At 63.3% G+C, this 24,664-nt stretch carries 22 protein-coding genes and 5 pseudogenes; 14 read left to right on the forward strand and 13 right to left on the reverse strand.

Annotated elements, in window-relative coordinates:
- The first annotated feature begins 76 nt into the window (after positions 1 to 76).
- From J7I85_RS02585 to J7I85_RS02605, 5 genes are all read left to right on the forward strand, one after another.
- Entirely contained in the window at positions 77 to 997 is a 921-nt protein-coding gene (locus J7I85_RS02585) for an alpha/beta hydrolase (protein ID WP_214846201.1), read from the forward strand.
- Between the two features lie 193 nt (positions 998 to 1,190).
- On the forward strand, positions 1,191 to 4,049 hold the full coding sequence (locus J7I85_RS02590) for an FAD-binding and (Fe-S)-binding domain-containing protein (RefSeq protein ID WP_214846203.1): 2,859 nt from the start codon (positions 1,191 to 1,193) through the stop codon (positions 4,047 to 4,049).
- 208 nt (positions 4,050 to 4,257) lie between these two features.
- Positions 4,258 to 5,931: a thiamine pyrophosphate-dependent enzyme gene (locus J7I85_RS02595; protein ID WP_251023844.1), complete on the forward strand. Its 1,674-nt coding sequence runs from the start codon at positions 4,258 to 4,260 to the stop codon at positions 5,929 to 5,931.
- 67 nt (positions 5,932 to 5,998) lie between these two features.
- Positions 5,999 to 7,489 (forward strand): NAD-dependent succinate-semialdehyde dehydrogenase, encoded by a 1,491-nt coding sequence (locus J7I85_RS02600; protein ID WP_214846207.1) that lies wholly within the window; start codon positions 5,999 to 6,001, stop codon positions 7,487 to 7,489.
- A gap of 1,107 nt (positions 7,490 to 8,596) precedes the next feature.
- Positions 8,597 to 9,274 carry a DUF2071 domain-containing protein gene (locus J7I85_RS02605; protein WP_308159371.1) on the forward strand — a complete coding sequence of 226 codons (678 nt, stop codon included), beginning with the start codon at positions 8,597 to 8,599 and terminating at the stop codon, positions 9,272 to 9,274.
- 92 nt (positions 9,275 to 9,366) lie between these two features.
- On the opposite strand, the pseudogene J7I85_RS02610 reads toward J7I85_RS02605, so the two are convergent.
- The 5 genes and pseudogenes from J7I85_RS02610 to J7I85_RS02625 form a co-directional block, all read right to left on the reverse strand.
- A pseudogene (locus tag J7I85_RS02610) lies at positions 9,367 to 9,624 on the reverse strand (transposase); the annotation flags it as partial.
- A 674-nt stretch (positions 9,625 to 10,298) separates the two neighbouring features.
- Positions 10,299 to 10,823 (reverse strand): DUF805 domain-containing protein, encoded by a 525-nt coding sequence (locus J7I85_RS02615; protein ID WP_214846209.1) that lies wholly within the window; start codon positions 10,821 to 10,823, stop codon positions 10,299 to 10,301.
- Positions 10,824 to 11,419: 596 nt separating this feature from the next.
- Positions 11,420 to 11,548 (reverse strand): annotated as a pseudogene (locus J7I85_RS02620) (Ig-like domain-containing protein); the annotation flags it as partial.
- Between the two features lie 18 nt (positions 11,549 to 11,566).
- The gene (locus J7I85_RS25475) at positions 11,567 to 11,701 is read right to left on the reverse strand and encodes a hypothetical protein (RefSeq protein ID WP_285289520.1); all 135 of its coding nucleotides are present in this window, start codon (positions 11,699 to 11,701) and stop codon (positions 11,567 to 11,569) included.
- 291 nt (positions 11,702 to 11,992) lie between these two features.
- Positions 11,993 to 12,424 (reverse strand): SRPBCC family protein, encoded by a 432-nt coding sequence (locus J7I85_RS02625; RefSeq protein WP_214846218.1) that lies wholly within the window; start codon positions 12,422 to 12,424, stop codon positions 11,993 to 11,995.
- Positions 12,425 to 12,646: 222 nt separating this feature from the next.
- Between J7I85_RS02625 and J7I85_RS02630 the strand changes: the two genes are divergently transcribed.
- From J7I85_RS02630 to J7I85_RS02650, 5 genes are all read left to right on the forward strand, one after another.
- The gene (locus J7I85_RS02630) at positions 12,647 to 13,495 is read left to right on the forward strand and encodes a hypothetical protein (RefSeq protein ID WP_251023845.1); all 849 of its coding nucleotides are present in this window, start codon (positions 12,647 to 12,649) and stop codon (positions 13,493 to 13,495) included.
- Positions 13,492 to 13,920 (forward strand): phage holin family protein, encoded by a 429-nt coding sequence (locus J7I85_RS02635; RefSeq protein ID WP_214846220.1) that lies wholly within the window; start codon positions 13,492 to 13,494, stop codon positions 13,918 to 13,920. The genes J7I85_RS02630 and J7I85_RS02635 overlap by 4 nt, the downstream gene beginning before the upstream one ends.
- Complete coding sequence (locus J7I85_RS02640) at positions 13,921 to 14,532, forward strand: DUF3618 domain-containing protein (protein ID WP_214846222.1); 612 nt, start codon at positions 13,921 to 13,923, stop codon at positions 14,530 to 14,532.
- A 1,394-nt stretch (positions 14,533 to 15,926) separates the two neighbouring features.
- On the forward strand, positions 15,927 to 16,352 hold the full coding sequence (locus J7I85_RS02645) for a hypothetical protein (RefSeq protein ID WP_214846224.1): 426 nt from the start codon (positions 15,927 to 15,929) through the stop codon (positions 16,350 to 16,352).
- A 121-nt stretch (positions 16,353 to 16,473) separates the two neighbouring features.
- Positions 16,474 to 16,662 carry a hypothetical protein gene (locus tag J7I85_RS02650; RefSeq protein WP_214846226.1) on the forward strand — a complete coding sequence of 63 codons (189 nt, stop codon included), beginning with the start codon at positions 16,474 to 16,476 and terminating at the stop codon, positions 16,660 to 16,662.
- A gap of 172 nt (positions 16,663 to 16,834) precedes the next feature.
- Here the strand turns inward: J7I85_RS02650 and J7I85_RS02655 are convergent, their stop codons facing one another.
- Positions 16,835 to 17,287 carry a hypothetical protein gene (locus J7I85_RS02655; RefSeq protein WP_214846228.1) on the reverse strand — a complete coding sequence of 151 codons (453 nt, stop codon included), beginning with the start codon at positions 17,285 to 17,287 and terminating at the stop codon, positions 16,835 to 16,837.
- A gap of 169 nt (positions 17,288 to 17,456) precedes the next feature.
- Positions 17,457 to 17,795: a hypothetical protein gene (locus J7I85_RS02660; RefSeq protein ID WP_214846235.1), complete on the reverse strand. Its 339-nt coding sequence runs from the start codon at positions 17,793 to 17,795 to the stop codon at positions 17,457 to 17,459.
- 195 nt (positions 17,796 to 17,990) lie between these two features.
- Between J7I85_RS02660 and J7I85_RS02665 the strand changes: the two are divergent.
- Both J7I85_RS02665 and J7I85_RS02670 read left to right on the forward strand, forming a co-directional pair.
- A pseudogene (locus J7I85_RS02665) lies at positions 17,991 to 18,406 on the forward strand (CBS domain-containing protein).
- Between the two features lie 332 nt (positions 18,407 to 18,738).
- Positions 18,739 to 19,302 (forward strand): alpha/beta hydrolase, encoded by a 564-nt coding sequence (locus J7I85_RS02670; protein ID WP_214846237.1) that lies wholly within the window; start codon positions 18,739 to 18,741, stop codon positions 19,300 to 19,302.
- A gap of 188 nt (positions 19,303 to 19,490) precedes the next feature.
- Here J7I85_RS02670 and J7I85_RS02675 read toward each other — a convergent pair whose 3' ends face one another.
- Positions 19,491 to 20,105 (reverse strand): carbonic anhydrase, encoded by a 615-nt coding sequence (locus J7I85_RS02675; protein WP_214846239.1) that lies wholly within the window; start codon positions 20,103 to 20,105, stop codon positions 19,491 to 19,493.
- Positions 20,106 to 20,364: 259 nt separating this feature from the next.
- Here J7I85_RS02675 and J7I85_RS02680 point away from each other — a divergent pair, with 259 nt between their 5' ends.
- Positions 20,365 to 20,505, forward strand: coding sequence for a hypothetical protein (locus tag J7I85_RS02680; RefSeq protein ID WP_214846241.1), 141 nt, complete (start codon positions 20,365 to 20,367; stop codon positions 20,503 to 20,505).
- Between the two features lie 220 nt (positions 20,506 to 20,725).
- Positions 20,726 to 21,144: pseudogene (locus J7I85_RS02685) on the forward strand (Hsp20/alpha crystallin family protein).
- A gap of 453 nt (positions 21,145 to 21,597) precedes the next feature.
- Here J7I85_RS02685 and J7I85_RS25875 read toward each other — a convergent pair.
- From J7I85_RS25875 to J7I85_RS02705, 5 genes and pseudogenes are all read right to left on the reverse strand, one after another.
- Positions 21,598 to 22,122 carry a hypothetical protein gene (locus J7I85_RS25875; RefSeq protein WP_374102423.1) on the reverse strand — a complete coding sequence of 175 codons (525 nt, stop codon included), beginning with the start codon at positions 22,120 to 22,122 and terminating at the stop codon, positions 21,598 to 21,600.
- 5 nt (positions 22,123 to 22,127) lie between these two features.
- Positions 22,128 to 22,676, reverse strand: a complete 549-nt coding sequence (locus tag J7I85_RS24820) for a hypothetical protein (protein ID WP_251023847.1) — start codon at positions 22,674 to 22,676, stop codon at positions 22,128 to 22,130.
- Between the two features lie 448 nt (positions 22,677 to 23,124).
- Positions 23,125 to 23,511 (reverse strand): phosphatase PAP2 family protein, encoded by a 387-nt coding sequence (locus J7I85_RS02695; RefSeq protein WP_214846265.1) that lies wholly within the window; start codon positions 23,509 to 23,511, stop codon positions 23,125 to 23,127.
- A gap of 27 nt (positions 23,512 to 23,538) precedes the next feature.
- Positions 23,539 to 23,811, reverse strand: a complete 273-nt coding sequence (locus J7I85_RS02700) for a hypothetical protein (protein ID WP_214846243.1) — start codon at positions 23,809 to 23,811, stop codon at positions 23,539 to 23,541.
- 283 nt (positions 23,812 to 24,094) lie between these two features.
- Positions 24,095 to 24,664, reverse strand: a pseudogene (locus tag J7I85_RS02705) (hypothetical protein); the annotation flags it as partial.

Consider the following 24,664-nt stretch of genomic DNA (forward strand, 5'->3'; position numbering starts at 1 on the left):
AATACCCGCCCCGGCCCGTCCCCCCGGTTCACCGGCGGCAACCAACTTCATTCAAAACGCACGAACGAGGAAAACCATGATTGAGAAAAAGACAACATTTTTCAGCGAAGGCAGCCGTCTTCAGGCGACCATCTACTACCCGGACGACCTCTCCGAGGCCGGTCCCCACCCGGCGCTCATCGTGAACTCCGGATACCAGGGCTTCAACAACTTCTACCCGAAGTTGTTCGCCGAGAACCTGACCCAGCGCGGATACATCTGCCTTGGCTTTGACTACCGCGGCATGGCCGACAGCGAGGGCCCCAAAGGCACGGTGCTGATCGAACAGCAGGTCGAAGACATCCGCAACGCCATCACCTTCATGCAGGCCCAGGACGATGTCGACAACTCCCGCATCGGCCTTATCGGCTGGGGTATGGGTGCGACGAACGTCGTTCTGGCCGGGGAAAAGGCCAAGAACGTTGCCGGAGTTGCGGCGCTGAACGGCTTCTACGACGGGGAGCGTTGGCTGAAGTCCATCCACACCTACGATGAGTGGACCAAAATCCTCGACGAGGTCCGGGAAGACCGCACCCGCCGGGTTCTTGAAGGCGAGTCCAAGCTCGCCGACACCTTCGAGCACTACCCGCTGGACCCGGCGACCAAGGACTACGTCGGCAAAGAGCTCGAACAGGTGTACGGATTCGGGCACCCCACCCGCCTGCAGTTCACCGAGTCGATCATCGACACCAAGGTGGAGCGGGCGGTCAAGTACCTGTCCCCGACCCCGCTGTTCATCGCCCACGGCGAAAACAACACGCTGCACCCATTCGAGGAAGCGGCCTCGCTGTATGAAGCGGCAGAATCCCCGAAGACGCTCTACACGGTGAAGGGTCGGCACAACGACTTCATGTACGGCGACCACCCGGAATTCCTCACGATGTGCGACCGGCTTCAGGAATTCTTCGACCAGGCCTTCGCAACCAGCGCGGCACCTACACGGATCACTTCCGCCTGACATGACATGGTTCCTGCCGGCCCTGCGAGGCCGGCAGGAACCATCACCCTCCCTTATTCATTCAGCAGCCCTTATCTTCAGCCGTCGGTCAGCCCTGGAACACACTGCCTGGCGCACGAAGGTCACCGGCCGTCCCCTGCAGCGGGGCCAACCGGCTTCGAAGCCGGCACAGAAGCACACTAAGACGGGAACCATGATCGACATCCGAGACGACCTCACCACTCGCGCCGCCTACGTCTCCGACGCGTCCATCTACCGCAGGGTCCCAGCAGCAGTCGTCGAACCGCGCAACGTTGAGGAAGTCCGGGAAGCGCTGGCCTTAGCGCAGAGTCGCGGCTGGTCGGTCGTCTCCCGCGGCGGAGGAACCTCCGTCGCCGGCAACGCCATCGGTGAGGGCCTGGTCATCGACACCTCCAGGCACTTCAACCGGATTAAATCCATCGACCCGGAAACCATGACCGCCGTGATCGAACCGGGCGTAGTGTGCGACCAACTGCGGGACGCTGCCTCCGAATTCGGCCTGACCTACGGGCCGGACCCGTCCACCCACTCCCGCTGCACCATCGGAGGGATGGTTGCCAACAACGCCTGCGGATCCCACTCCGTGGCCTGGGGCACCAGCGCTGACAACCTCGTGGCCGTCAAGGTCATGCTGGGCGACGGAAGCGAAATCGAACTCGGCCAGGGCTTCACCTCAGAGCCGAGAATCACCCGTGCACTCACCGCGTTGCGCGACCAGCATCTGGCGATGCTTCGCACCGAGCTTGGCCAGTTCCCCCGCCAGGTTTCCGGTTACGGTCTGCACTACCTGCTGAGCGAGCACGGCTTCGATACTGCCAAGGCTTTCGCCGGAACGGAGGGCACCTGTGGCATCATCACAGAGCTCACCGTAAAACTTGTCCGCAAGCCCGCACACACCGCCTTGGCAGTCCTCGGGTTCGAAGACGTCTTCGCCGCCGCGGCCGCGGCCCCCAAGCTTCGCGTCCCGCACGTTTACACCATTGAAGGCATGGGAGCAGACCTCATCCAGGCCCTTCAAACCAGGCCGGGCAGGGAAACGGCAGGATCAGAACTACCCAAAGGCGGAGGCTGGCTCTACTGCGAAGTCGGAGCCGACACGCTTCAGGAGGCCGAAACGCGTGCCCTTGAACTGCCGGGCCTGATCTCGGAAAAGGTCGTCGACTCCATCGTCGTGCCTGAAGGTCCCCTCGCCAAAGCCCTCTGGAACATCCGCGAAGCAGGCGCCGGCATCGTCACCCGCCTGCCCGAAGGCGGGGAAGCATGGCCTGGCTGGGAAGACTCAGCCGTCCCGCCCCACCGTTTCGGCGAGTACCTGCGTGACCTCTACGACCTGCTGGACGAGAGCGACCTGTCCGGCATCCCCTTCGGCCACTTCGGCGAAGGATGCGTCCACATCCGTATCTCCTTCGACTTCACCAGCGACGCCGGGGTCGCCGCCTACCGGGACTTCGTCGAAAAAGCCGCCAGGCTCGTCCATCGGTACGGAGGCTCTGTTTCCGGCGAGCACGGTGACGGCCGGGCCCGCTCCGAACTGCTGGCAACCATCTACTCACCGGAAGCCCTGACCTCATTTAGCGAGTTCAAGAACGTCTTCGACCCGGAAGGCTTTTTCAACCCTGGTGTCCTGGTAGACCCGGAACCTGTTGACCAGGGGATCCGCCCCGGCCCGGGAGCCCGCACCTTCGAACTGACCCCTGTCCACGCCTTTACCCGGGACGAAGGTTCCTTCGCCAACGCTGTGAACCGTTGTGTTGGTGTTGGTGCGTGCCGCTCTGATGTCGGGGCCATGTGCCCGTCCTTCCAGGCAACCAAAGACGAAGTCCACTCAACCCGGGGCCGCGCCCGGTCACTCGCGGAGATGCTCAGGGGCGAAAGCATCACCGACGGATGGAAATCGAAGGAAACCCTCGAAGCCCTGGACCTGTGCCTTTCCTGCAAGGCCTGCGCCACAGAATGCCCCGTCAACGTCGACATGGCCACCTACAAAGCCGAATTCCTTCATCACCACTACCGCCACGGACTGCTTTCCTTCATCGGAAAAAACCGGCGGCCCATGGCCCAGTTCACCATGGGCTGGATGCCTTACCTCATGCGCATCACCGAACGGATCCCTTTCGCCTTCCGCCTCATCAACCTCCTCGAGTCCTTCCGCCCCATCGAAGAGCTGACCAAACGACTGGGCGGTATCGAGACGAAGCGGCGAATGATTACCTTCGCGCCTCAACCGCTAACGGCATGGTTCCGCCGCCGGCGCTCATCGTCAGCAGAAGTCGACGACACCCGTGAATCCGTAGTCATCTGGCCGGACACCTTCACTAACTTCTCAGCCGACGCGCCAGGGAAAGCAGCCGTCGACGTCCTGGAAGCAATGGGATACCGCGTCCTCATGCCAATGGGCAATGTCTGCTGCGGTCTTACATGGCACTCCACAGGGCAGTTGGACATGACCAAAAAGGTCCTGCAAGACACCCTCGATGTCATGGAACCGCTGCTGCGTGCCGGATACCCTGTGATCGGCCTAGAGCCATCATGCACCGTCATGCTGCAAGAGGAAATTACTGAACTGCTGCCGGATGACGACCGCGCTGCACTCGTTTCCCAACTCACTCAGACCCTCGGGTCGTTTGCCGCCCAGCACCTCCAAGACGGCAAACCCTGGCCATTTGGGAAACTATCCAGCGATGCGGGGAGTCCCGCCGAAGCGCTGTGCCAAGTGCATTGCCATCAAAAGTCAGCCCTTGGATACGAACCAGAACTCAGCGTCATGGAAAAACTCGGCGTCAACACCACCGTCATCGGGGGAGGCTGCTGCGGGTTGGCAGGCAACTGGGGCTTCGAACCAGGCCATTATGACATCTCCCAAACTCTCGGTGAGCGGGAACTGTTCCCGGCCATCCGAAACGCTGCGGACGACACCATCGTTCTCGCAGACGGATTCTCCTGCAGGACCCAAATCGCGCAAGGAACCTCCGCCGACGGAGTGCACCTCGCCCAAATCATGCTCCAAGCCCTGGACCGCACAAACGAGTGACTCTTTGCCTGCCATATTCACCACACGATCGGCGAGCCTCCGGGCCCGCCAGTGCGCACAACCCGGTTACTCCAAGGCAGGGGCATAACGGCTCTCTTCTGGCCAAATTGCCACGCGCAGCTGGGCATATGCAGGCAAAGAAGCAATAAGCAAGTACAGACAACATGATCAAACAAACCATGAAGGTCACAAGCCAATGACGTCGACGATGAGCGATTACACCGAGACCACAGCAAAAAAAGAAAACCAGTCCAGCAAATCGGCCGGGCACGTCATCGTGGACACTCTGGTTGCGCACGGGATCAAACGGGCCCACGTGGTTCCTGGCGAGAGCTTCCTGGACGTCCTGGACGGCCTCCACGACTCCCCCATCGAAACGATTGTGTGCCGGCACGAAGGCGGCGCCACCTATATGGCTGAAGCAGACGGCAAAATGAACCAGCTGCCCGGCATCGCCATGGTTACCCGCGGCCCGGGCGCTGCGAACGCCCATGTTGGTCTTCATACCGCGTGGCAGGACTCGACCCCGATGGTGCTGTTTGTAGGCCTGATTCCCTTCGCGCACAGGGACCGCGAAGCCTTCCAGGAATTCGACATCAAAGCCTGGTTCGACACCGGCGCCAAACGCGTAATGGTCTTGGACCACGCTGAGCGAGCCTCCGAAATCGTCGCCGAAGCCCTGTTCGCAGCCATGAACGGCAGGCCCGGACCCGTCGTTATCGGCCTACCCGAAGACATCATCCGGCAACAGATCCCCGCCGAACTCCACCCACCGATCCCGGTCGCCACCGGCGGAATGACCACGGTCGATTCAGAAGCCCTCGCCACGGCACTGGCTGCGTCCAACAAACCGCTCTTCGTCACCGGCGGCAACGACTGGACCCAGGAAGGCGCCGACCAGCTCACGCACTGGCTGGAAAAGCACCACATCCCAGCGGCGGCCGAGTGGCGCACCCAAGGCACAGTCCCCTTTGACTCCCCCTCCTACGTCGGCCCCATCGGCTACGGCCGTCCCCGCCCGACCTACGACTTACTTGAAGAAACGGACCTGCTCATCTTTGTCGGCACCGTCCCGGGCGATGTCATCACCGACGGATTCCTCTGCCGCCAGGACTGGACAAAGAAAAACTTCCTCGTCACCATCGACCCCTCCCTGCGCGGCAGGTCAGGCCCGGTCTCGTACCAGATCGTCGCCAAACCGGACGTGTTCATCCGCGACCTCGCCAAGATCGAACTTCCGGTCAAGGATGAATGGAAGGCCTGGGCGGCACGGATGCGCGGCGAGCAGGAATCCTTCGCCACCCTGCCTCCGGCGACCCCAACATCAGGCCCGGCCCGGATGGATACCCTGATGGCCAACCTCGTGCCCACCTTGCCCGCCGACGCCATGATCACCCTTGGTGCCGGTGAACACACGAACTGGGCACATCGGTACTTCCCCACCCAGCGCTACGCCTCAATGATCAGCGCCCGCAACGGCTCCATGGGCTACTCCGTCCCCTCGGCCATCGCAGCATCCCTGGAATACCCGGGCCGGCGCATCGTGACCATCGCCGGCGACGGTGAGTTCCTCATGAACGGCCAAGAGCTCGCCACCGCCGCCCAATACGGCGCCACTCCCCTGGTGATCGTGATGGACAACCAGGAATACGGCACCATTCGCACCCACCAGGAACGCCACTACCCCGAACGGGTTTCCGGGACGCAACTGAAAAACCCCGAGTTCGCACTCACGGCCCAAGCATTTGGCGGCTTCGGCATCAAAGCGGAACAGGACACCGACATCCCCGCCGCCATCGAAGCCGCACTCAGGGCAATCGATGAAGACCACGTCTTCGCGCTCATCCACCTTGTGGTCGAGCAACGCGTCAAGGCCTACTAAAGACACCACTCGATGGTTGGGCTCGCCGAAGCCCCTGGCCACGCAACCATAATTACCGAGGAGCACCATGACTACCCCTGCCATCTCGCCGGAGCGCGAGTCCACCCTTCTGGCCTCCGTGCCCACAGGCCTGCTCATCAATGGCGAGTGGGTTGACGCGGCCGACGGCGGCACCTTCGACGTGCACGACCCCGCCACCGGGAAAGTCCTCGCCACCCTAGCTTCCGCGACGAGCGCTGACGCCGTCGCTGCGTTGGACGCGGCCGACGCCGCCCAAGCGTCCTGGGCGCGGACCGCACCGCGGGTGCGCGCAGAGATCCTCCGCCGCGCCTTCGACCTGGTGACCGAGCGGGCCGAGGACTTCGCCCTGCTGATGACCCTGGAGATGGGCAAGCCCCTGGCCGAAGCCCGCGGCGAAGTCAGTTACGGGGCCGAATTCCTGCGCTGGTTCTCCGAGGAAGCCGTCCGGGATTACGGCCGCTACCTCACCAGTCCCGAGGGCAAGAACAAGATCCTGGTTCAGCACAAGCCCGTCGGACCTTGCCTGCTGATCACGCCGTGGAACTTCCCGCTGGCCATGGCTACCCGCAAGGTAGCCCCCGCCATCGCGGCCGGGTGCACCATGGTCCTGAAACCCGCCAAACTTACCCCGCTCACCTCGCAACTGTTCGCCCAGACCATGATGGAGGCCGGCCTGCCCGCCGGTGTGCTCAACGTCGTCTCATCCTCCTCCGCTTCCGGAATTTCCGGGCCGCTGCTCAAGGACTCACGGCTGCGGAAAGTCTCCTTCACCGGATCCACCCCCGTCGGCAAACGCCTGATGGCCGACGCGGCGCAGAACGTGCTGCGCACCTCGATGGAGCTCGGCGGGAACGCACCCTTCATTGTGTTCGAGGACGCCGACCTCGACGCCGCCGTCGAAGGGGCCATGGCCGCCAAGATGCGGAACATGGGCGAAGCCTGCACCGCAGCCAACCGGTTCCTCGTCCACGAATCGGTTGCGCAGGAGTTCACCCGGAAGTTCGCCGCCGCCATGGGCGCATTGAACACCGGCCGCGGCACGGAACCCTCAACGCAGGTCGGCCCACTCATCGACGCAGGAGCCCGTGATGATGTCCACGCTTTGGTGAGCGCCGCCGTCGACGCCGGAGCTGTCGCTTTGACCGGTGGTGCACCGGGTGACGGACCCGGCTACTTCTATCAGCCGACGGTCCTCGCGGATGTGCCCAACGACGCGGCGATCCTGGGTCAGGAGATCTTCGGGCCCGTCGCTCCCGTCACCACCTTCGCCACCGAAGAGGACGCGATCAAGCTGGCCAACGCCTCAGAATACGGCCTCGCGTCGTACCTCTACAGCCGCGACTTCAACCGCCTCCTGCGGGTGGCCGAAGAGATCGAGTTCGGCATGGTCGGGTTCAACGCTGGCGTCATCTCCAACGCAGCCGCACCCTTCGGCGGCGTCAAACAATCCGGCCTGGGCCGCGAAGGCGGCACCGAAGGCATTGCCGAATACACCACCACCCAATACATCGGCCTCGCAGACCCCTACGCTAAATAACGCTTACAAGGGCAAGCCTTGGCCTAATAAACCCTGCAACGGGTCCTTCTCCTCGCAACGTGGAGGACCCGTTGCAGTACACACTTGACCGGTACGACTCCGACCCCATAACCGCACCGGGCCTTCATTCCGGGCGTATCCCGAAAGACGTTCCCATGACGACAGATGCCGCAGTAGCGGTGACAAACGCTGTATTGCCCGAAGCAGGCGGTTCGGAGAAAACTCAGGATCTGTGCGAAGATGATTGCTTCTTTTGCACAGCACCTGAGACCGATTGACCACAGTTATCCACACTGTAATCAATGCTTGCTCTTTAGTACGCCACTGGGCGACATGCCTTCCGATAGAACCCTTCCCCGCAGAACTGGCACTCACCGACCCGCTGACCCGCCTGCTGCAGAGCCGGCCTCCCGGGGATCGACACATCAAGTCGAAGTACACTTCACCCTGACAGCCTCCGCGGTCTGTGCCGCCGAAGATAGCACCGCAGCTAGACGGCCTGCAGCTTTACGGAATCGCCATTATCGGCGTTGGTTCCGGTCGTCTTTAGACAAGAGAGTTCCGCATCTGATTGCGAGCCTGTCGGTTCGAGCGCCATCCCAAGTGGGTCTTATGTGGGCGAACCTGGTAACCCGACCGCGGGGCGGCAGGCACCCACTTCTACCCGCCACGTCAACACCCCCTGCGCGTCCAGACACATATGTTCGGGGCGATCATCTTCGACCCGTGTACCAGCGCCGCGTCCCCGTGGTCGGCGGGGCACCCGCCGCTCGGTCAACGGTCCCCTCTACGACATCGCCAACGAGACGCTGATTGCACCCCACTCCATCGATCCGCGTTGGGACGGCGGCTCTCGGGCGAGGACGCGGGGCCTGAACCGCTTCCGGCCCAAGCATTTCTTCCTCCTAGGCGGGGCGATCGCGAGCAGGACACGCGATGACACCGTCTGGATCGGCTTCTGCTCTTGCCGCCAGCGGCGGGGACACGCATGCTGAGTGCATGCGCACATGGGCCAGTCCCAGCATGCTTTGGGGAGTGAGATGGGGCACGGACACTGACCCCCGGGAAGGGTCCCTGAGCGGAGACACCCGATACCTCCCGTTGTCGGTGCATCAGTCATGGGCTGATGTGGTATTCCTTCATTGGAGGATTCCCGCGGCAGTAGCGCTCCCTTACATGCCTAGGGGTGTCGAGCCTGACGTGTATGCCGGTACGACGTGGGTCGGCTTGATCGGTTTCCGGGTTACGGGCACCTGCCTGGGGTCCCGCCTAAGTCTTCCCTATGCCGGAACGTTCACCGAGGTCAATGTCCGGCTGTATTCCCGTGACGCTGCGGGGCGGCACGGCGTGGTGTTCCTCTCATTAGACGCCGACAGGCTCGCGTTCGTGCTGGCCGCCCGTGCCGCCGGGGTGCCGTACGTGTGGTCCCGCTGCCGCCCCAGGACGATGCGTGGCACCTCCCGGGGATATGGATACGAAGTGGTGCGCTTCCGCGGGCAGGGGACGTCCTCGTTCGGCGCCTATCCGGACATGGACCACCCGGCCCTGGACCGATTGTCAGTCTGGCTCACAGCGCGATTCGGACTCCATACCCGTGTGGGGCGGCAGGTGTTTTACCTGCCCATTGCCCACCGGCCCTGGCCGCTGTATTGCGCTGCGGCAGCCGCAGTGGAAGACGCACTGGTCTGTGCCGCCGGGATCACGGTCCACGGCCCGCCTGACTCAGTGCTGTACTCCCCCGGCGTCCGGACGCAGTTCGGGCAGCCCCGACAGGTTCGGGGTTGATCCTGGCACACGAATACGGGCAGGTGCCCCTTCGGAACGGTCATGACTGGCAACCTTACGAAACGCAGGTTATCGGCGTTCGGTCCCGCTTCTCATTGGATGACAGATTCCCGCATCTGGTGTCTGCCAGCCCAATCCTCACAGCGTTTGAGACAGCGACGGATCTCTCTTTTCGATATGCCCTCGGCGAGCCGACGCTCGACGTAGGCCCGGGTCTCGGGGTGGTTGGACATGCGGACGCGGGCGATGACCTCGAGCGCGCTGTTGAGCTGGCGGTCACCGCCGCGGTTGAGCCGGTGGCGGATCGTGTTCCCGCTTGATGCCTGCAAGGGTGCGGCACCGGCGAGAGCCGCGAATGCGGCCTCGGAACGGACTCTGCCCCTGTGCGAGTAGGCGACAAGCGCGGACGCGCGGTGACAGGACCGACGCCGTGGGCGTCAGTCAGTCCCGGTGCGAGTTCGTCCACGTGTTTGCCCAAGGCAGCGTGGTTGGCCTCCATCTGGCGCGTGAGCTCGAGGACCGCGGCTGCCAACCTGCGGGCCTCCTCGCGGATCGTCTGCAGGGCCGTGTCCTCGCCTCGACGGGCCAGCCATGCGGCCACGCTGCGCACCTGTGCATCCGTCAGGGGTTTCCTGGCGTCAATGCCGAGGTCAAAGCTGCGCAGCAGCGCGGTGAGCATGTTCCGGTCCGCGGTTCGGCGGGTGTCGATCGCCCTGCGGGCAACAAGGAGCACCCTCAAAGCCGAGCGGATCCCGTCTGCCCTGGGGGCTGCCAGCGTGCCCGCAGCGGAGGCCAGGGCTGTCCGGGCGGCGGCGACAGCGTCGATCTCGTCGGACTTTCCCTTGCGCGTCTCAGGGTTTGTTACAGCGATCCGTAATTGCCTCCTCGACGCTCGGACGTTCTAAAGCGAGGGCTTGAAGCCATGTTGTAGTTGAGGCGGAACACGTTGTCCGTCCTACCGCGACCACAAGAAAGCCCGCCGTCTCGTGAACGGCGGGCCTTCCTGTGCGATCAGATCGCGGTGTCAGTGCGCAGTGGGCTGGTCGAACCGCTGCCCGGCCGGATCAGGACCCAGCAGAGCGAAGACCAGCAGGATGATCGCACCTGCGAACGGGATCAGGCCAAGCAGTATCAGCCAGCCGCTCTTGTTGCTGTCGTGGAGGCGGCGCACCGTCAACGCCAGGGACGGGACGATGGTGGCCAGCCCCCAGATGACGAGCAGGATCATCCCGAAAGTCGCGCCCGGACCCAGCTGCGGGGTGCTGCTGAGACTGGAAGTCGACGTGGCGGCGTTGCCGGCGCTGATGATGATGTTCAGGATGAAGCTGACGATGACGGACACGAGCGTCCACCACCAGTACTCGCTGCGGCTGGCCCGGCCAGAGAAGGTGACGTACTTCTTGAAGAACCGTTTCACGGCCGCCGGGAACGGGGCGCCATAGTACGGTGCCCACAGCGGCGGCTCGCCCTGCCAGGACTGCTGCTGCTGCTGCTTATACGGCTGCTGCGAAGGGTAGGGCTGCTGGTTCGGGTACTGCGGATTGCTCAAGGTTTCCCCCAAATTTCGAGTGATGAGACGAGCTCATCGTACGGTCAGCCGCAGACGAAAAGCCTGATCAGCCTGCAAATTTACGCCGAATTTTCCTACGCGACGGTGGCAAGTGTCATCTGCGGGTGCGGCGGTATCCCCGGTCTGTCAGCCCGCCAATTACTCCGGCCAACGCGCCGGGAAGGGCGACGAGGACAACGAGGTGGCGCGCCAGGTTATACGGCATGAGCAGGGAGATGCCCCCGACCATGATGGCAGGCGCTGCCACGCACGCCGTAGCCCAGTGCGGATGTCCCCGCAGGCGGGACCAGACGGCTGCTGCCAATGACGCCGCAGAGCCGCCCAGCACAGGTGTCCACGTATGCCCAGATGGCCAGGCAGCTGATGTAAAGGCCAGCTTCGCTTCCCCAAGCCACCGAGGTGCGCCGTTCTGTTCTGATCTTCCCCCGTACCGATTGGGGCGGGTGGACTTCGACGTCGTCGGGATCGACTTTGAGGGTACATGTACGGGTTGCCCACGGGTGTGTGCTGCCACAAGGGTCCGGCCCGGCACCCTGGGGTGGCACCGGGCGGGACGTCATCTCAGATTCCTTCCGTTAGGGGCCGGTGGTGAAGCTCCACGAGGTTCCAACGAGCGGGTTGCCCGCGGCGTCGCGTATGCCGGTGGACAGCACCGCCGTGTACTTCGTGCGCGCCGCCAGGGTCACGTTTGGGTTCAACGTTGCGACCCGGGTCGTTGCGTTTTAGCCCACTGCAGCGCTGACGAGTGCCCCGGTGGCCGCGTTCCTTAGAGCCAAGGTTCCACCGGCGACGCCGCTGACGGCCTCACTGAAGGTCGTGGTGACATTGGAGACCCGGCTTACACCGGCTGCGTTCACCGCTGGCGTCCTCGCTGTTACAACCGGTCGCGGGCCCGTTGTGAACCCCCAGGATGCCGGGAAGGGCTCCCTATGATCGATGGCGCGCAGCGCAAGCGTCCGCCTTGCCGTGTGCATCGGACGACGGCGCAAGTAGACCATGATTCCGGGCACAACGATGCGCAGGGCTTTCCTGATCTGATAACGGTGCACCACGTCGTGTTCGCAGCATCGTGGTGAAATGTGCCTTGCGTCAAAGGCCGAGCAGGTGGCTGCCACTGATTTTGCGCGGCGGTTCGACGATTCCTGGTATTAGGCGTCCGTGCCGGTACCACGGGTTTCGATGAATTCCTTAAACCTGAGCAGGTCTGCCCTGACCTGCATGTTGTCGAATCCCAAGGCAGCCCCGGTTTTCTCTGCCAGGTTTTCCGGGGACCATTCCAGCCGGACCCAGACACGGGTGGTGCGGGGGCCCAGTTGCATGAATGACACGGTTCCCGCGTGGGAAACGCCGTCCGTGCTGCGCCAGGCGATCCGTTCGTCCGGGCGATCTTCTACTATTTCTGCATCGAATTCCCGCTCCGCACCGCCGACGTTTGTAACCCAGTGCGTGATCCTGCCACTGACCCGTGTCACCGATTCCACGCCGGACATGAACTGCGGGAAGAATTCAAACTGCGACCACTGCTCATACGCCTCGCGCACAGGAACATCCACCTCGATGGTCTCTTCGACAGTCTGCATCTGTTCCTCCTCCCGGGCCGCAACCCCTAAACTGCCTGTGCTGACCACTCCGGGGGCCGCCGGGCTGAGCAGGAAACTGTCGGTCAGGGAGCGGCCGAGACCTATGCTTCCGTTTCAATGTGTACGTACCCAGACCCCGGCCAGTTGAAGCGGAAGCGGCAGAAGGGACCGCGTGCGCGTCTAGCGAGGGTGCTTACTAGCCGATGGTAATCAGGCTTACTATTGGCGCGTGCTCGTTCATCACGAGCAGCTATCTGTTACAGGAAAGAGAGCAATGATGAGAGCGAAAATCAGTGGCAGCAGACCTCCGACCCGTACCCCGCGGACCCGTACAGCACTGCAGGAACATCCGGAACCGCCCCCTCTCAGGGCGCAGCCTCCACGAAGACCGATGCGGCCAAGGAAGAGGCGTCCAACATCGCCGGGCAGGCAGCAGGTGCAGCCCAGAACGTCGCGGGTACCGCCAAGGCCGAGGCCGCGAATGTGGCCTCCGAAGTCAAGACCAACGCGAAGGACCTGCTTCAGCAGGCCAAGTCTGACCTGACGGACCAGGCGGGGTCCCAGCAGCAGAAGGCTGCGGAGGGCATTCGCACCATCTCCTCGCAGTTGCGCTCCATGGCCGACGCGCCGGAGCAACAGGGTGTTGCCTCCGACCTGATCCGCCAGGCCGCCGAACGTTCCGAATCCATTGCCTCCTGGCTGGGCAACCGGGATCCGGGCACGCTGCTGAATGAGGTCACGTCCTTCGCACGCCAGCGTCCGGGCACGTTCCTTCTCCTCGCGGCAGGCGCAGGCCTGCTCGCGGGACGCCTCGGCCGAAGCCCCCAGGCCGGAGCCCCGGAAACTACGACGGCAACAGGAACCACCCTCCCTCAGCAGCCCGTTCAGGCTCCGGTCACGGGAAGCGCCGTCAGCACCGGAATCGAAGAGCCGTTCTACGACGAAATTACAACGGCCCGGCCTGGTGCGGCCGCCACCGCTTCGTCGACCGTCCCGGGAGGCCCGACTTCCGGGGCTCCGCTGGGCGACGTTGAGGACCCGTACGCCGAGGGTGGAGGTCGTCCCCTGTGAGCAGCGAGATACCGGAGACGCCTCCCACCGCCGCACATGTGAAGGCGGACACTAACTCCCTTGGGGAGCTCCTCGGGGATGTCACCCGGGACCTGTCCACCCTGATGCGGCAGGAACTGGAACTGGCCAAGGCCGAAGCGAAACAGTCCGCCACCCGCGCCGGCAAAGGCGGCGGAATGCTGGCCGGCGCCGGCGTAAGCGGGCACTTCGCGCTCCTGTTCCTCTCCATTGCCCTCCGGTACGCCCTGGGCGAGCTGATGGGCCTGGGATGGTCCGCCGTCGTCGTCGCCCTGATTTGGGGCATCATCGCCGCCATCCTCGCTTCGATCGGCCGCAAGGAGTTCAAGACCGTCAAGGGCATGCCCCAGACCGTCGAAACCGTCCAGGAAATCCCGCCCACCCTCAAACCCAACGGAGGCCACTAAATGAGCAGCGAAAACCCGAACGCCATTCGCGCCGACATCGAAGCCACCCGATCCCGCCTGGGCACCGACGTGGACGCGGTCGCGGACAAAGTCACACCCTCGAACATCGTTCACCGCAAGACCACCAAGGCCAAGGACAAGGTCCGGGACGCTGTCTTTGGCGTGAAGGAGAAAGTCATGGGAGCAGCCGATCAGGCCACCAGCAACGTCCAGTCCGCCACCGGCAGTGTAGGATCAGCCCTGCAGGACGCCGGTTCCGCGGTGGCGGATGCACCGCGCCAGGCCGCCGTGAAAACCCAGGGCAATCCCCTGGCCGCCGGTTTGATCGCCTTCGGCGCCGGACTGCTCGTCTCATCCCTGGTCCCGCCGAGCCAGAAGGAACGCGAAGCGGCCGAAGCCTTCATGAGCGCGGCAGAGCCCGTCACCACCGAGCTCACCGACGCGGCCAAAGACGTAGCCCAAGGCCTGAAAGAACCCGCTCAGGAGGCTATGGAAAACGTCAGGACGACCGCCGCCGATGCCGCCCAGCAGGTAAAGGAGGAAGGTCAGACCGCCGTAACGGACGTCAAGACCAGCGCCAGCGACGCCAAGGACCACGTCCAAAACACGTGATCGGTTCGGAGGCTTTCCCGCGCCGCCCCGCCGGGCAGGCGGGGCGGGAAACAACCGCCTGGCCCTGATGACTGGCCCAGGTTCCTGAGTACCACGCCCGGCCGGCATCGTCACCAGGGCCACATCAAATGGGCGCGCCCTAGACAGCGGCGTTGTCACAGGTCTCGGACTTTGCCCCGCCGTCTCCACAAATACAAGGCGACGAGCAGAACAACAAGAAGAAGAATGCCCGCGATTAACAGCGGCGCAATGCCACCATCGGATTGCTGCTGCGTGCCAGTGTTGCCGGGGCCATCTGGCACAGGAGGCGACGACTCGGTGGGTGTTGCTGTTCCGGTCGGCGCCGGGGTCACGCCCGTGGGGGCATCCGTAGGAGAAGGCTGCTGCATCTGCACGGCTGAGGAAACTTCCGATACAGGAGCTCCGCGGCCATTCAGAGCACTGGCCGACGGGCTCAGCATGTAGGCGCTTCCAATGATGTCAAGAGCCACGAACACTCCCAACCATGTCCATCGCATAAGACCTCCACAGCACTGGGTCTTCCCGTTCCGGCCGTGCCCGCCCCAAACGAGGATCCGGACGTCAACCTCATTGTCGGCTTTGCCCTTCCACCTGTCCAGCACTGCCGGAACACGGTCACCAGGACCTTAGTAGTCACCAGCACCTTAGTAGGAGTGGAGCAGTGCCGCTCGGGAACTGTCTCCGGCGGTCAGCAAAAAGCTCAGGACCGCCGCAGCGTCCGGTCCCGGCGTCCGGAGTTCATCCGCCAGGCGCCGTCGAGATAGCCGAGAGGCGCCGTCGAGAAGGGCCGAGAGGAGCCGTCGAGAAGGGCCGAGAGGAAGCGAGCAGTGCCGCCAAGCCCACTGGCATAGACAAGAAATGGGCACCCAACGGCGGACTGCTGCGCTCTGCAACCACGAATCCTCACCGGGGCCGCACCGCTGGGTCATCACCCGCCTTGCCTCTCAAAATGCGGTCTATGCAGGCAGGGGCAGCGCGGGGTAGCTTCAATACAAGGAGCCCGGGTGTCGAAGTCATTCCGCGGGCGCCACCCCTCCAGGGATTGTGCACTCCCTCGGGGAACAGCCGCTGTAGCCGCATGGCGGCCCACCACGCACCCTGAGGAAAAGAGCCTGCCATGGCTACCTCACATTTCCGGCTGTTCCTTTCCTGCGCCACCGCACCTGCTCCGGACGCCGGCAGTCCCTTTTCGCCTGGCCGCCTCGACGGCCTGTCCAGCGGATGGCGTTTCCTGCAGGGAATGAAGCCCGAGCCCGACACCTCCTTCCAGAACCAGATGCGAATGTGCCGCATTGGCCTGCATAACGGCCGGCGGAGAAGGTCCGCGCCGCAGCGGACAACACACTCACCAACTACCCGCACGCAGGCTGATCATGGTTTTCGGTTTTCACTTCCGCGATGACGGCACCGGGGGGCACCGTGTGTTGCCGGTGATGTGCGGCAACTGCGGCACAGACCGCCATCTCATCATCAGATCCGTCACCGATCTGCCGGACCAGCCGCCCGAAGTCACGCTCGTGTCCTACACGTGCAGCCGATGCGGCACCTTCGATGAGCACCCGGCCCAGGTCGGCGATCTGTCGCAGGTCCTGGCCCGGCCGGAACAGACAGGAGACGTGCTCATAATCGGCAACAACTACATGCACTGCGGACAGCCCATGAAAATGGCAGGTTCAGAGCTGCGCAAGCTCTCTGTACCACTCTCCACCGAAGATGGAGCCCAGGACGCCCTGGGCGTCTACCTCTCCACCCGCGTTCTCAGGTGCGTCTGCGGCTTCCAGATGGAACTGCCAGAATGACCCTCCCGCAGCACGCTTTGTCCACACCGGCATCACAGGCAGCAGCAGCCGGGACCACCCCGCCTTTCTGCACTGCGCTCCCATCCCATAACGCTCCCGTCCCGTAAAAGGAGATCCCGCCATGAATGAAGACAGCAGCCCCCACAACGGAGCAGCCGCTGCCCGCACCGGAGCGAACGACCACGCCTGGGAACGCGAGCACCGCCACCCCACGATCACCCAGGCCCGTGGCATCCTCCAGCGACGAAGAGATGCCGAGGCAAAGCTGGAGCAGCATCAGCAGGAAGCCCGCCGCAGGACCGCGCAATAACCCCCGAAGCTCACCCTCGTAACATCTCAGTCTGGATGCTGCCTTCAGGACTATCACCGCCAGTCAGGCTCTGAAAGCGTCCTTCAGCTCAGCCAGCCTGCTTCAGGTCTAACTTGCGAGGGCAGCCTCCACACAAGGGCCAGGGATAAGGAGCGGCCGCAGCCCAAGTGTTTTAGACGAAGGATTCCGCCCGCGGCGGGGGGTCCCCGGCGGCTTCCTCTGCAGGTGCAACTTCGGGTTCGGGAACCGGGCGCGCTGCCCGCCACAGCGCCAGCCCACCCGCGATGCCCACCGTACCGCCTGCTATGAACCACCAGAGCTTCCTGGTTATCTTTCCGGATCGGGTCTCCTGCTCCGGGGTCTCCATCCCGGGGGTAAGCTTCGCTATCCGCTCGTGGAGGCGTGGGGTCGCTGCTTCCACTCCCCCGGCGAGCTCGTCTGCGATGGCCCGCAGGCTTGCCTGCAAGCGCGGTGACGCTGCTTCCACACCGGTGTCGATTCTGCTCAGAGCACGGCGAAGCGCCGCCTCGATGCCGGGTGTCGCCCACTCCCTGCCCTTCGCCAAGCGCGTAAGAAGGGCTTGGTGGGCCTGAGCCTCACGGTCCATCTGATCAGAGATGCGCACAAGGGCCTCCTAAATTCGGGGTAGGTGAGGCAAAAGCTTAAAGCCTGTGCAGCTGCCTGAACAGTCCTGAAATCCCTCGCATCGGCCCCAACGGTCTGCTGAGATAGCTGCGACAGCTGCGGCTTGGAAGTGGGCAGACGGAGCTCTGGGCCGCGGCCTCGTCGCCGAGTCAGGGCTGTTCGTGCTGCGCGCACAGTTCGCGCAGCGCGCGCTCCGCCGCGAGGATTCTGCGGACGAAGACGATGCATTGGTCATCACTGAGGCGTAAAGCGCTGGCGGTTGCCTGGCCTCGTTCGGCGTCATGCACCGTCTCCATCGCTGTCTGCAGATCAAGTTGGAGGGCCACAATCGTGGGCGGCAGTTCCGAATCGGGGGCGACTTGTTCCGCAAGTCCGCTGTACTGGTAGGCGTCCGCGAGTCGCTGTTGGATGCGCTCGGGCCCGGTTGCCAAAGTGTCAATGGCGCGTTCGATTACGGAGAGCACGTGCTGCGCCCACGCGTGTTCCATCCAGCTACTTTACCCATCCGGCGGCTGTCGTGGGAGCGGACTCTTTCTTCCCAGCCGCCGACCGGGCAGGCTCTGGACCAACACTGAGCATATTTAGCGTTAACGCGTGACCGTGAATGCGTCCGGATCGCCAACCAAAGACAGCGGCACGGGCGCGGTCCAAAAACCCCAGCCACTCAGGTTCAGGAGAGCGCCATGACGACAGCACGTGAAATTATGACCGGCGGCGTTGAATGCATCGGTGAAAACGAAACCCTCGAAGCCGCCGCCCGGAAAGTGAAAGAGCTGGACGTCGGCGCACTGCCCATTTGCGGAGAGGACAACAGGCTCAAGGGCATGATCACCGACCGCGACATCGTCATCAAATGCTTTGCCGAGGGCGGTGACCGCGCACGGCCACGGCCGGGGACTTTGGCCAGGGCAAGCCGGCGACCATCGGCGCCGACGATTCGATCGAGGAAGCGATCAGGATCATGGGAGAGCACCAGGTCCGCCGGCTGCCAGTCATCGACGGCCATGACCTGGTCGGTATCCTCACCCAGGCAGACATCGCCCGGAACTACCCCGAGGACCGTGTAGGAGAACTCGTAGAACTCATATCCTTCTACTAGCCTTCGCTGCCAGCCCAAGCGGGCGCAGAACACCGGGGCTCCGTCAGCACGCGGCATCGCCGCCCACCTCCAGGACCTATGCTTAACGTCCCTGACGTCATAATGAGTGCCGGAGAAAGGTGACCACACGTCGAAGCTTCGTGGTCAGTGCAGGAGCCCTCACGGCGGCTGCTGCACTCTCCGCCTGTTCTGGAGTAAATATGGACCGTCCGCGGGAAACATCGCTGAATTCCGCTGCTATGAGTGCCAAGCCCGGAAAGGAACCGGCCTCGGCCCCTGTTCCCGGACAGCATGCTCTCGGCCTCGAATCTGTACGGGACACATTGCTCTATATGCCGGCGGGCATACCGGGTGTACAGCCGGCCCCGCTTATTCTTTTGCTCCACGGCGCCGGGGGTGAAGCAGCAGGAGGGTTAGCGCTACTGTCCGCCTTTGCCGAAACACGCAAGATCGTCCTGGCAGCACCGTCGTCGCGAAGCAAAACCTGGGACGGCGTCCGTGGAGTCTTCGGCCCCGATGTCGAGGTGATTAACCAGGCACTGGAGCGGATTTTCCACCTGGTCTTCGTTGACCCGAACCGTATCGCTGTGGGCGGCTTCTCGGACGGGGCTTCCTACGCGCTGGGTTTGGGCCTGGCAAACGGCGACCTCTTTTCCCGGGTCATGGCATTTTCCCCAGGGTTTGTCCCTCCCGCACCTCGTACCGGGAAGCCCCGCCTTTTCGTTTCGCACGGGGACGGCGATACTGTCCTGCCGATTGACCGCACCAGCCGCCGGTTGGTGCCCCTCCTCAGAAGGGACGGCTACGACGTCACCTACCGAGAGTTCCCAGGCGGCCATATGGTACCCGCCGCCATCACCCGGGAAACTGTCAACTGGCTGGGCTGGCAGAGGTAGAGGAACCGAAAGCGCTGAGCTGCATTTCCATTTAGCAGCGTCCCGGCGGGCCTACCCGGGACGCGAAGAAGGACTCCTGCAAACCTGACCACCCCAACCGGTGAGCCTGGAAAGAGGTCCAGGAACAGCCTTCCGACTCCATCCGAGATTACGACGGGGCGTTCCGGCCGTGCCGCATCACCCCAGCGTCAAAGTTCTCCGATGCCGGAGACAAGCTCCGCACGGCCCTCTCCAAGGCTGTAGGAAAGACCGATGACAGCAGTCTGTCCTTTCTCGACAGCCTCCGAAATAACGTGCGAAGTGTCCGCCAGCCGACGCGCGGTCTGCTTGACGTGTTCCACGACCATGTCATTAACCTCGTGCCTTTCGTTGCGCAGCGATGTCAGAACCGACGGCGTGATCCGCTCGACAAGATCGCGAATAAAGCCGGACGGCATTTCACCCGCCTCCACAGCGTCCTTAGTGGCTCTGACCGCTCCACAACTGTCATGGCCCAGAATCACAATCAGAGGCACCTTCAGTTCACTGACGCTGTACTCAAGCGACCCCAGAACCGCATCGTCGATGACCTGCCCCGCCGTACGGACCACGAAGGCATCCCCAAGACCCAAATCGAAAATGATCTCCGCAGCAAGTCGCGAATCCGAACAACCGAAGATCACCGCAAAGGGATTCTGCCCTTCGGCCAGGGACGACCGCCGGGAAGCATCCTGATTCGGATGGATCGACTGCCCGGAGACAAACCGTTCATTACCTTCACGAAGGCGCCGCCAAGCCTGAGCAGGAGTCAAAGAAGTAGCCACACGCGTTACTCTAACGGCAGGCAGCCACCGGCTAAGAAACTATTACGCCAGCAACCTTGACAGAACATAGAAGCAACCAAGAGACGGATCGCTAACCGCCCCAGGCAGGCGGAGATCACCTCGGAGCAGACCTTGGCGGCAAGGCTGCAGGGCCGCCGTGTAGATACCCGCGGCGGAACCCTTGCACCGGCCCACCGTGTCCGCCTGGCCGTGCTCCCCAACGGGCAGACATCCCCGCGGGCTGGGCCAAGGAGGCATTATGGCAGCCGAGGCTCAATACCGGGACGTCGGCAACGACCGGCCGCGGCACAAGGCCGTTATCGCGGTGAAGAACAGAGCTCGGCGTCTCGCTGCATCCCAGCGGTCCGAACTCCGCCCAGGCGACCTCGATTCCGATTAAGGCACAGGCGCTGGATGAGGCAGTTCCGGCTGGCGCGAGGGCAGGCCCCCTCCTCCCCGGCACCGCCTGCCCCACAAAAATCAGCCTCCAGACGCCCCTGATCTTCCCCGAAGAAGGAGCCATCGGGACCGGAAAACCTCTTGTCACGCGCGGCGGCCGGTGCTATTTAAATCTATGTCAGCGGATATAGACCCCGTCATTGGTGACCAGGAGGCATGTCATGTTGATGCTCGATCCGTTCCGCCAGCTCGACCGTCTCGCCGAGCAGGTTCTGGGCAGGTGGCCCGTCCGGCAGCGATGCCGATGGACGCCTGGCGGGAAGGAAATGACTATGTCGTCGCGTTCGATCTGCCCGGAGTGGAGGTCGATTCGATCGACCTGGGCGTGGAACAGAACGTCCTGACCGTCCGCGCCGCACGCAAGGCACCGGTCGGTGAAGGCACGGAGCTGATCGCGTCCGAGCGGCCCCGCGGCGTCTTCAGCCGGCAGCTGGTCCTCGGAGACGCCTTGGAGACGGAGAACGTCAAAGCCGATTACGACGCCGGCGTCCTGACGCTCCGGATCCCGATGGCCGCGCAGGCAGCTCCGCGCAAGATTGAAATCGAGACGAAGGGCGGCCAGCACCAGATCGGCGCCTAACAGACCGGGACGGGAGGTCCGGTACACGCTAATGCTGCCTATTGGGCGGTCGGTATCACTGAACGCGCCACCGCGCCTTGATAGCGCACATGCAGCAGCAGCGCACGGAACATCCCGCCCGGCGGCCCCCTGCCGCGTAGGCGGCCGGGGGACCGTTCATCACCGACACGACGAGAACCGATGACAGTGGCCACCTGCACTAGCACCGCCCCCGTCATCACTACCAGGACCGCACGCCATGGTTGCCGAAGATCAACAAGACGCCCCACCGCAACTGCAGCATCTACAGGTAGGCGATACTGTTCGGGCTGGCGGGGCGGAGTTCAACGTCACCGCCGCCGTACACAGGCGCCGCATCGTCCAGCTGGAACTTGAAACGCCAGACGGGGAGCACGCGACCCTCATCGGAGTTCCCCGCGCGCCCCTCCCCTTCTAGTCCCGAGTCCTGTTACGTCACCGTGCCGCAGCGGCTGCTTCGTCAGCCCTGGTTCTCCCGTCCCGTTTCCCTCCTCGGCCACGACCTGGTTCGTGGTCAAGGCGCCGCGGCCGGCAGCTGTCGCACTCCCATCGTTCTGAATCGTGCGGCCTGGCCCCATTCGGTGCCTCAGGGCGCTGGCGGACTATTTCGGTTGCGCCGCATCCGCACAGAGATGTGGAGGACGGGAAGATGGCACCCCTGGGCGCTATCCGGCAGAGGCGACGGCGAACAGTCCCGCCACGCCCATCAGATATAGAACGAGGACGATGAGAGAGTCGACGCCCATTCCCCAGGATTTTGCGGGCGGGGCGGAATATCAGTCCAAGGGCGTAGATCAGGGTCAAAAGGATTGCGAGGGCGGTGAGATAGATGTCGGTGGAATGTGCCTGGGCCAGGACGGGTTGGCCGGAGATGAGGACGGCCGCGAGGAACAGGACAGGGAGGAAGGCATTGCCGCCAAAAATATCACTGAACGCCAGCTTGTAGTCGCCTTGTTTCACTGATGTCAGGCCGGTGGAGATTTCGGCAACGCTGTCGCCAGGGCAAGGAACGTCGCCCCGAAGAGAACGCCTGAGAGCCCGATGTGCCCGGCTATGGCGTCCCCGCTGCGTTCAAGCACCACGCCGGCGCCGAGGGTCACCGCCGCCGCGATGAGGAAGATCAGCAAAGCCCTGCCGGTCCCAGCAGACTCGCCCGCGCCGGCCTTTTCTGTCTTGCTGTGGCCTTTAGGTTTGTCCTGGCTGTCGGGTGCGTGTCCCTGCCCGTGCCACGGGAGGGATCTCTGGGACCGTTGCACGAGAAGCAGGCCAAGGACCCAAATCAATGCGATCAGTACCGTCGCAGGGGTGAGCCGGAACGCGACCAGACCCGCGGGCATCTGACTTCCGGCGATCACCACGCCGAGCACCCCGATGACCGTGACAGCCTCGATCACCAGGGTAAGCGACGCCGCCTGGTAGCTGAGCGGTTTTTTGCCCTTTGTCCCCAAGAGGTCCAGGACGACGAGAACCACCGTCTGAATGGCGATGCCGCCCAGGATATTCCCTACCGCCACCCCCAGGTTGCCGGACGAGGCCGCACTGAAAGTGATCGCAATTTTCGGGCAGGTTCGTCGCGATCGCGAGCAGGATCAACCCGCCGAGAACGGATCCGAGGTGAAGGCGGACGTCAAGAATATCGGTCTGCCGGGACAACTGGATCCCGGCCACCCAGATCACGGCCGCCGCCACCACGAAGATCAGCACCAGCATCGTCAGCGGCAAAGAATCCATCACGCAGTCCCTTTCAGCTGGTGGATCTGCTCCGGGCACCATCTCGACCACCGCCTGGAGGCCAAAAGCAGATTAGCGCCGCCATGGAAAGCTCAGTGTACTCACCTACTTTGTTTCAAGCCTGGAGCCGGCCTCCCGGAGCCCCGGTTCATTTCCACGAAACGCCCTTGGCTGGTTCTGGGTGGTCGCCGGCACCCTGCCCTGCTGCAGTAAAACCTGCCTGTCAGGATGCTAAACGGGGTCCCTGCCGGCACGAGCGGGAATGGGACCGAACCAGGCCAACACGGTGATCCTGGCGATGACAGCCCTCGCGTAACGGTTCCATAGGCCCGTGAAGAACAGCACGGCAGCGGAAGCGGCGATTACCGACGCCAAAACATCAGTGGGGTAATGCACGCCGATATAGACCCGTGAGAGGGTCACCACGACCACCATGCCAAAGCCGAATCCCAGCGCTGATTTCTCCCACCTGGTTCTCCAGGCAAGGTAGTACAGGGCGAAGGCCAGGGCAACGGCGAGGCAGACATGGCCGCTGGGAAAACTGTCAGAGGCCGATTCCGGGGCGAGCGGATTAGCCAGCAATGCGGGGTCGGGCCGGTGCCGTCCAACAATTGCAATGTTTCAATAGGCTTCGCGGCTGCTGCATTAGTTGGTCTGTATATAGGGCGCCCACCCGTCCAGCACTTCAACGAGTGTGGACGCTGCCTCGTCAATTTGATCCACGGCTTTGGCGCAGGGGTCGCTAGTCGCGTCCTGACAGGAGGCTGCCGCGTTGGACTTGCTTAGTGGTGCGAGGGCATTGAGTGTCTCGGTGACCAGCGCCGTGAGCTCTGGGGGCGGGGACCCAAGCGCAACGATCGCGCTGGTGGCACTCCTAGCCCGATTTGCAGCATCCTGGGCATTCTTAATGCACCCCATGGCCTGTATGTAGTTGTCAGGTGTGAGACCTTCTGCGGCTTTGTTGCATGAGTCGATGTTCGCTTCGTAGCCGCGCCAGGCTTTTTCGTTTTCACTAATGATGCCCGCCAACTGATCGGCCGAGGCTGCCAAACGCGGGGAGTGCGGAGGGGTTGGTTTCACCGTCTGTTGGTCCACCGGTTGGTGAGTCGGTTTTGCCTGCGCCGACGGGGATGTGCAGCCGGACAAGAGTAGGGCCGCGATGGCCAGGAGGGTTGCGTGCTGCTTCAACAGGTTCCACCTCTCATGTCCTGATTCCCTCGGCACCCCGGCTACTGTCGACGCTCCGGGTATGGGCCGGCGGCCTGTGAAGGGAGCCGGCTGGCCATAATTGTGGAGAGCGCCGGGCGGCGACGTCTTCGACCCACCCTATGGTTAGGAACATAATGGCCAGGAGTACCCAGACCGCGATGAACTGAGTCCATTCGCTGTCGAGAATCCAAGGTATCGCTGTGGCCAGCGCGTCGACTTCGTAAAGCCGGTTGATAACGACCACCGTGATCACCAGCAGCAGGTTGTGCCATAGATAGATCGTGATGGCCCGGTTGTTAACGAGGGCGATTGGCTTGTCCAGAAACCGAATCCGTCGAGGCAGTGCCTGCCATGACGGCGAGATCCGGAGCAGCATCGCACAGAAGCCCAGGGACCACAGGGCCTGGGCAAGGGGGATGTTGTTGAGGTCCCATCCGTTGTCATCTAGATGGTTGGCCGCCCAGAACAGACCAAGCACCATGAGGACCAGGCCCGCAGGGAAGACCACTCGTCGGGGCATCTTGAGTAACAGGCCGTTGTAATGGGCGAAACCGAGGATCCA

It is taken from the genome of Arthrobacter sp. ISL-65, assembly GCF_018613795.1.
In the GTDB taxonomy this organism is placed as follows: domain Bacteria; phylum Actinomycetota; class Actinomycetes; order Actinomycetales; family Micrococcaceae; genus Arthrobacter.

Bases quoted from the DNA above. Each gene is read 5' to 3' on its own strand.
- J7I85_RS02585 (WP_214846201.1), top strand. From the start codon at position 77: ATGATTGAGAAAAAGACAACATTTTTCAGCGAAGGCAGCCGTCTTCAG.
- J7I85_RS02590 (WP_214846203.1), top strand. From the start codon at position 1,191: ATGATCGACATCCGAGACGACCTCACCACTCGCGCCGCCTACGTCTCC.
- J7I85_RS02595 (WP_251023844.1), top strand. From the start codon at position 4,258: ATGAGCGATTACACCGAGACCACAGCAAAAAAAGAAAACCAGTCCAGC.
- J7I85_RS02600 (WP_214846207.1), top strand. From the start codon at position 5,999: ATGACTACCCCTGCCATCTCGCCGGAGCGCGAGTCCACCCTTCTGGCC.
- J7I85_RS02625 (WP_214846218.1), bottom strand. From the start codon at position 12,424: ATGCAGACTGTCGAAGAGACCATCGAGGTGGATGTTCCTGTGCGCGAG.
- J7I85_RS02640 (WP_214846222.1), top strand. From the start codon at position 13,921: ATGAGCAGCGAAAACCCGAACGCCATTCGCGCCGACATCGAAGCCACC.
- J7I85_RS02645 (WP_214846224.1), top strand. From the start codon at position 15,927: ATGGTTTTCGGTTTTCACTTCCGCGATGACGGCACCGGGGGGCACCGT.
- J7I85_RS02650 (WP_214846226.1), top strand. From the start codon at position 16,474: ATGAATGAAGACAGCAGCCCCCACAACGGAGCAGCCGCTGCCCGCACC.
- J7I85_RS02660 (WP_214846235.1), bottom strand. From the start codon at position 17,795: ATGGAACACGCGTGGGCGCAGCACGTGCTCTCCGTAATCGAACGCGCC.
- J7I85_RS02670 (WP_214846237.1), top strand. From the start codon at position 18,739: ATGCCGGCGGGCATACCGGGTGTACAGCCGGCCCCGCTTATTCTTTTG.
- J7I85_RS02680 (WP_214846241.1), top strand. From the start codon at position 20,365: ATGGCAGCCGAGGCTCAATACCGGGACGTCGGCAACGACCGGCCGCGG.
- J7I85_RS02700 (WP_214846243.1), bottom strand. From the start codon at position 23,811: ATGGGGTGCATTAAGAATGCCCAGGATGCTGCAAATCGGGCTAGGAGT.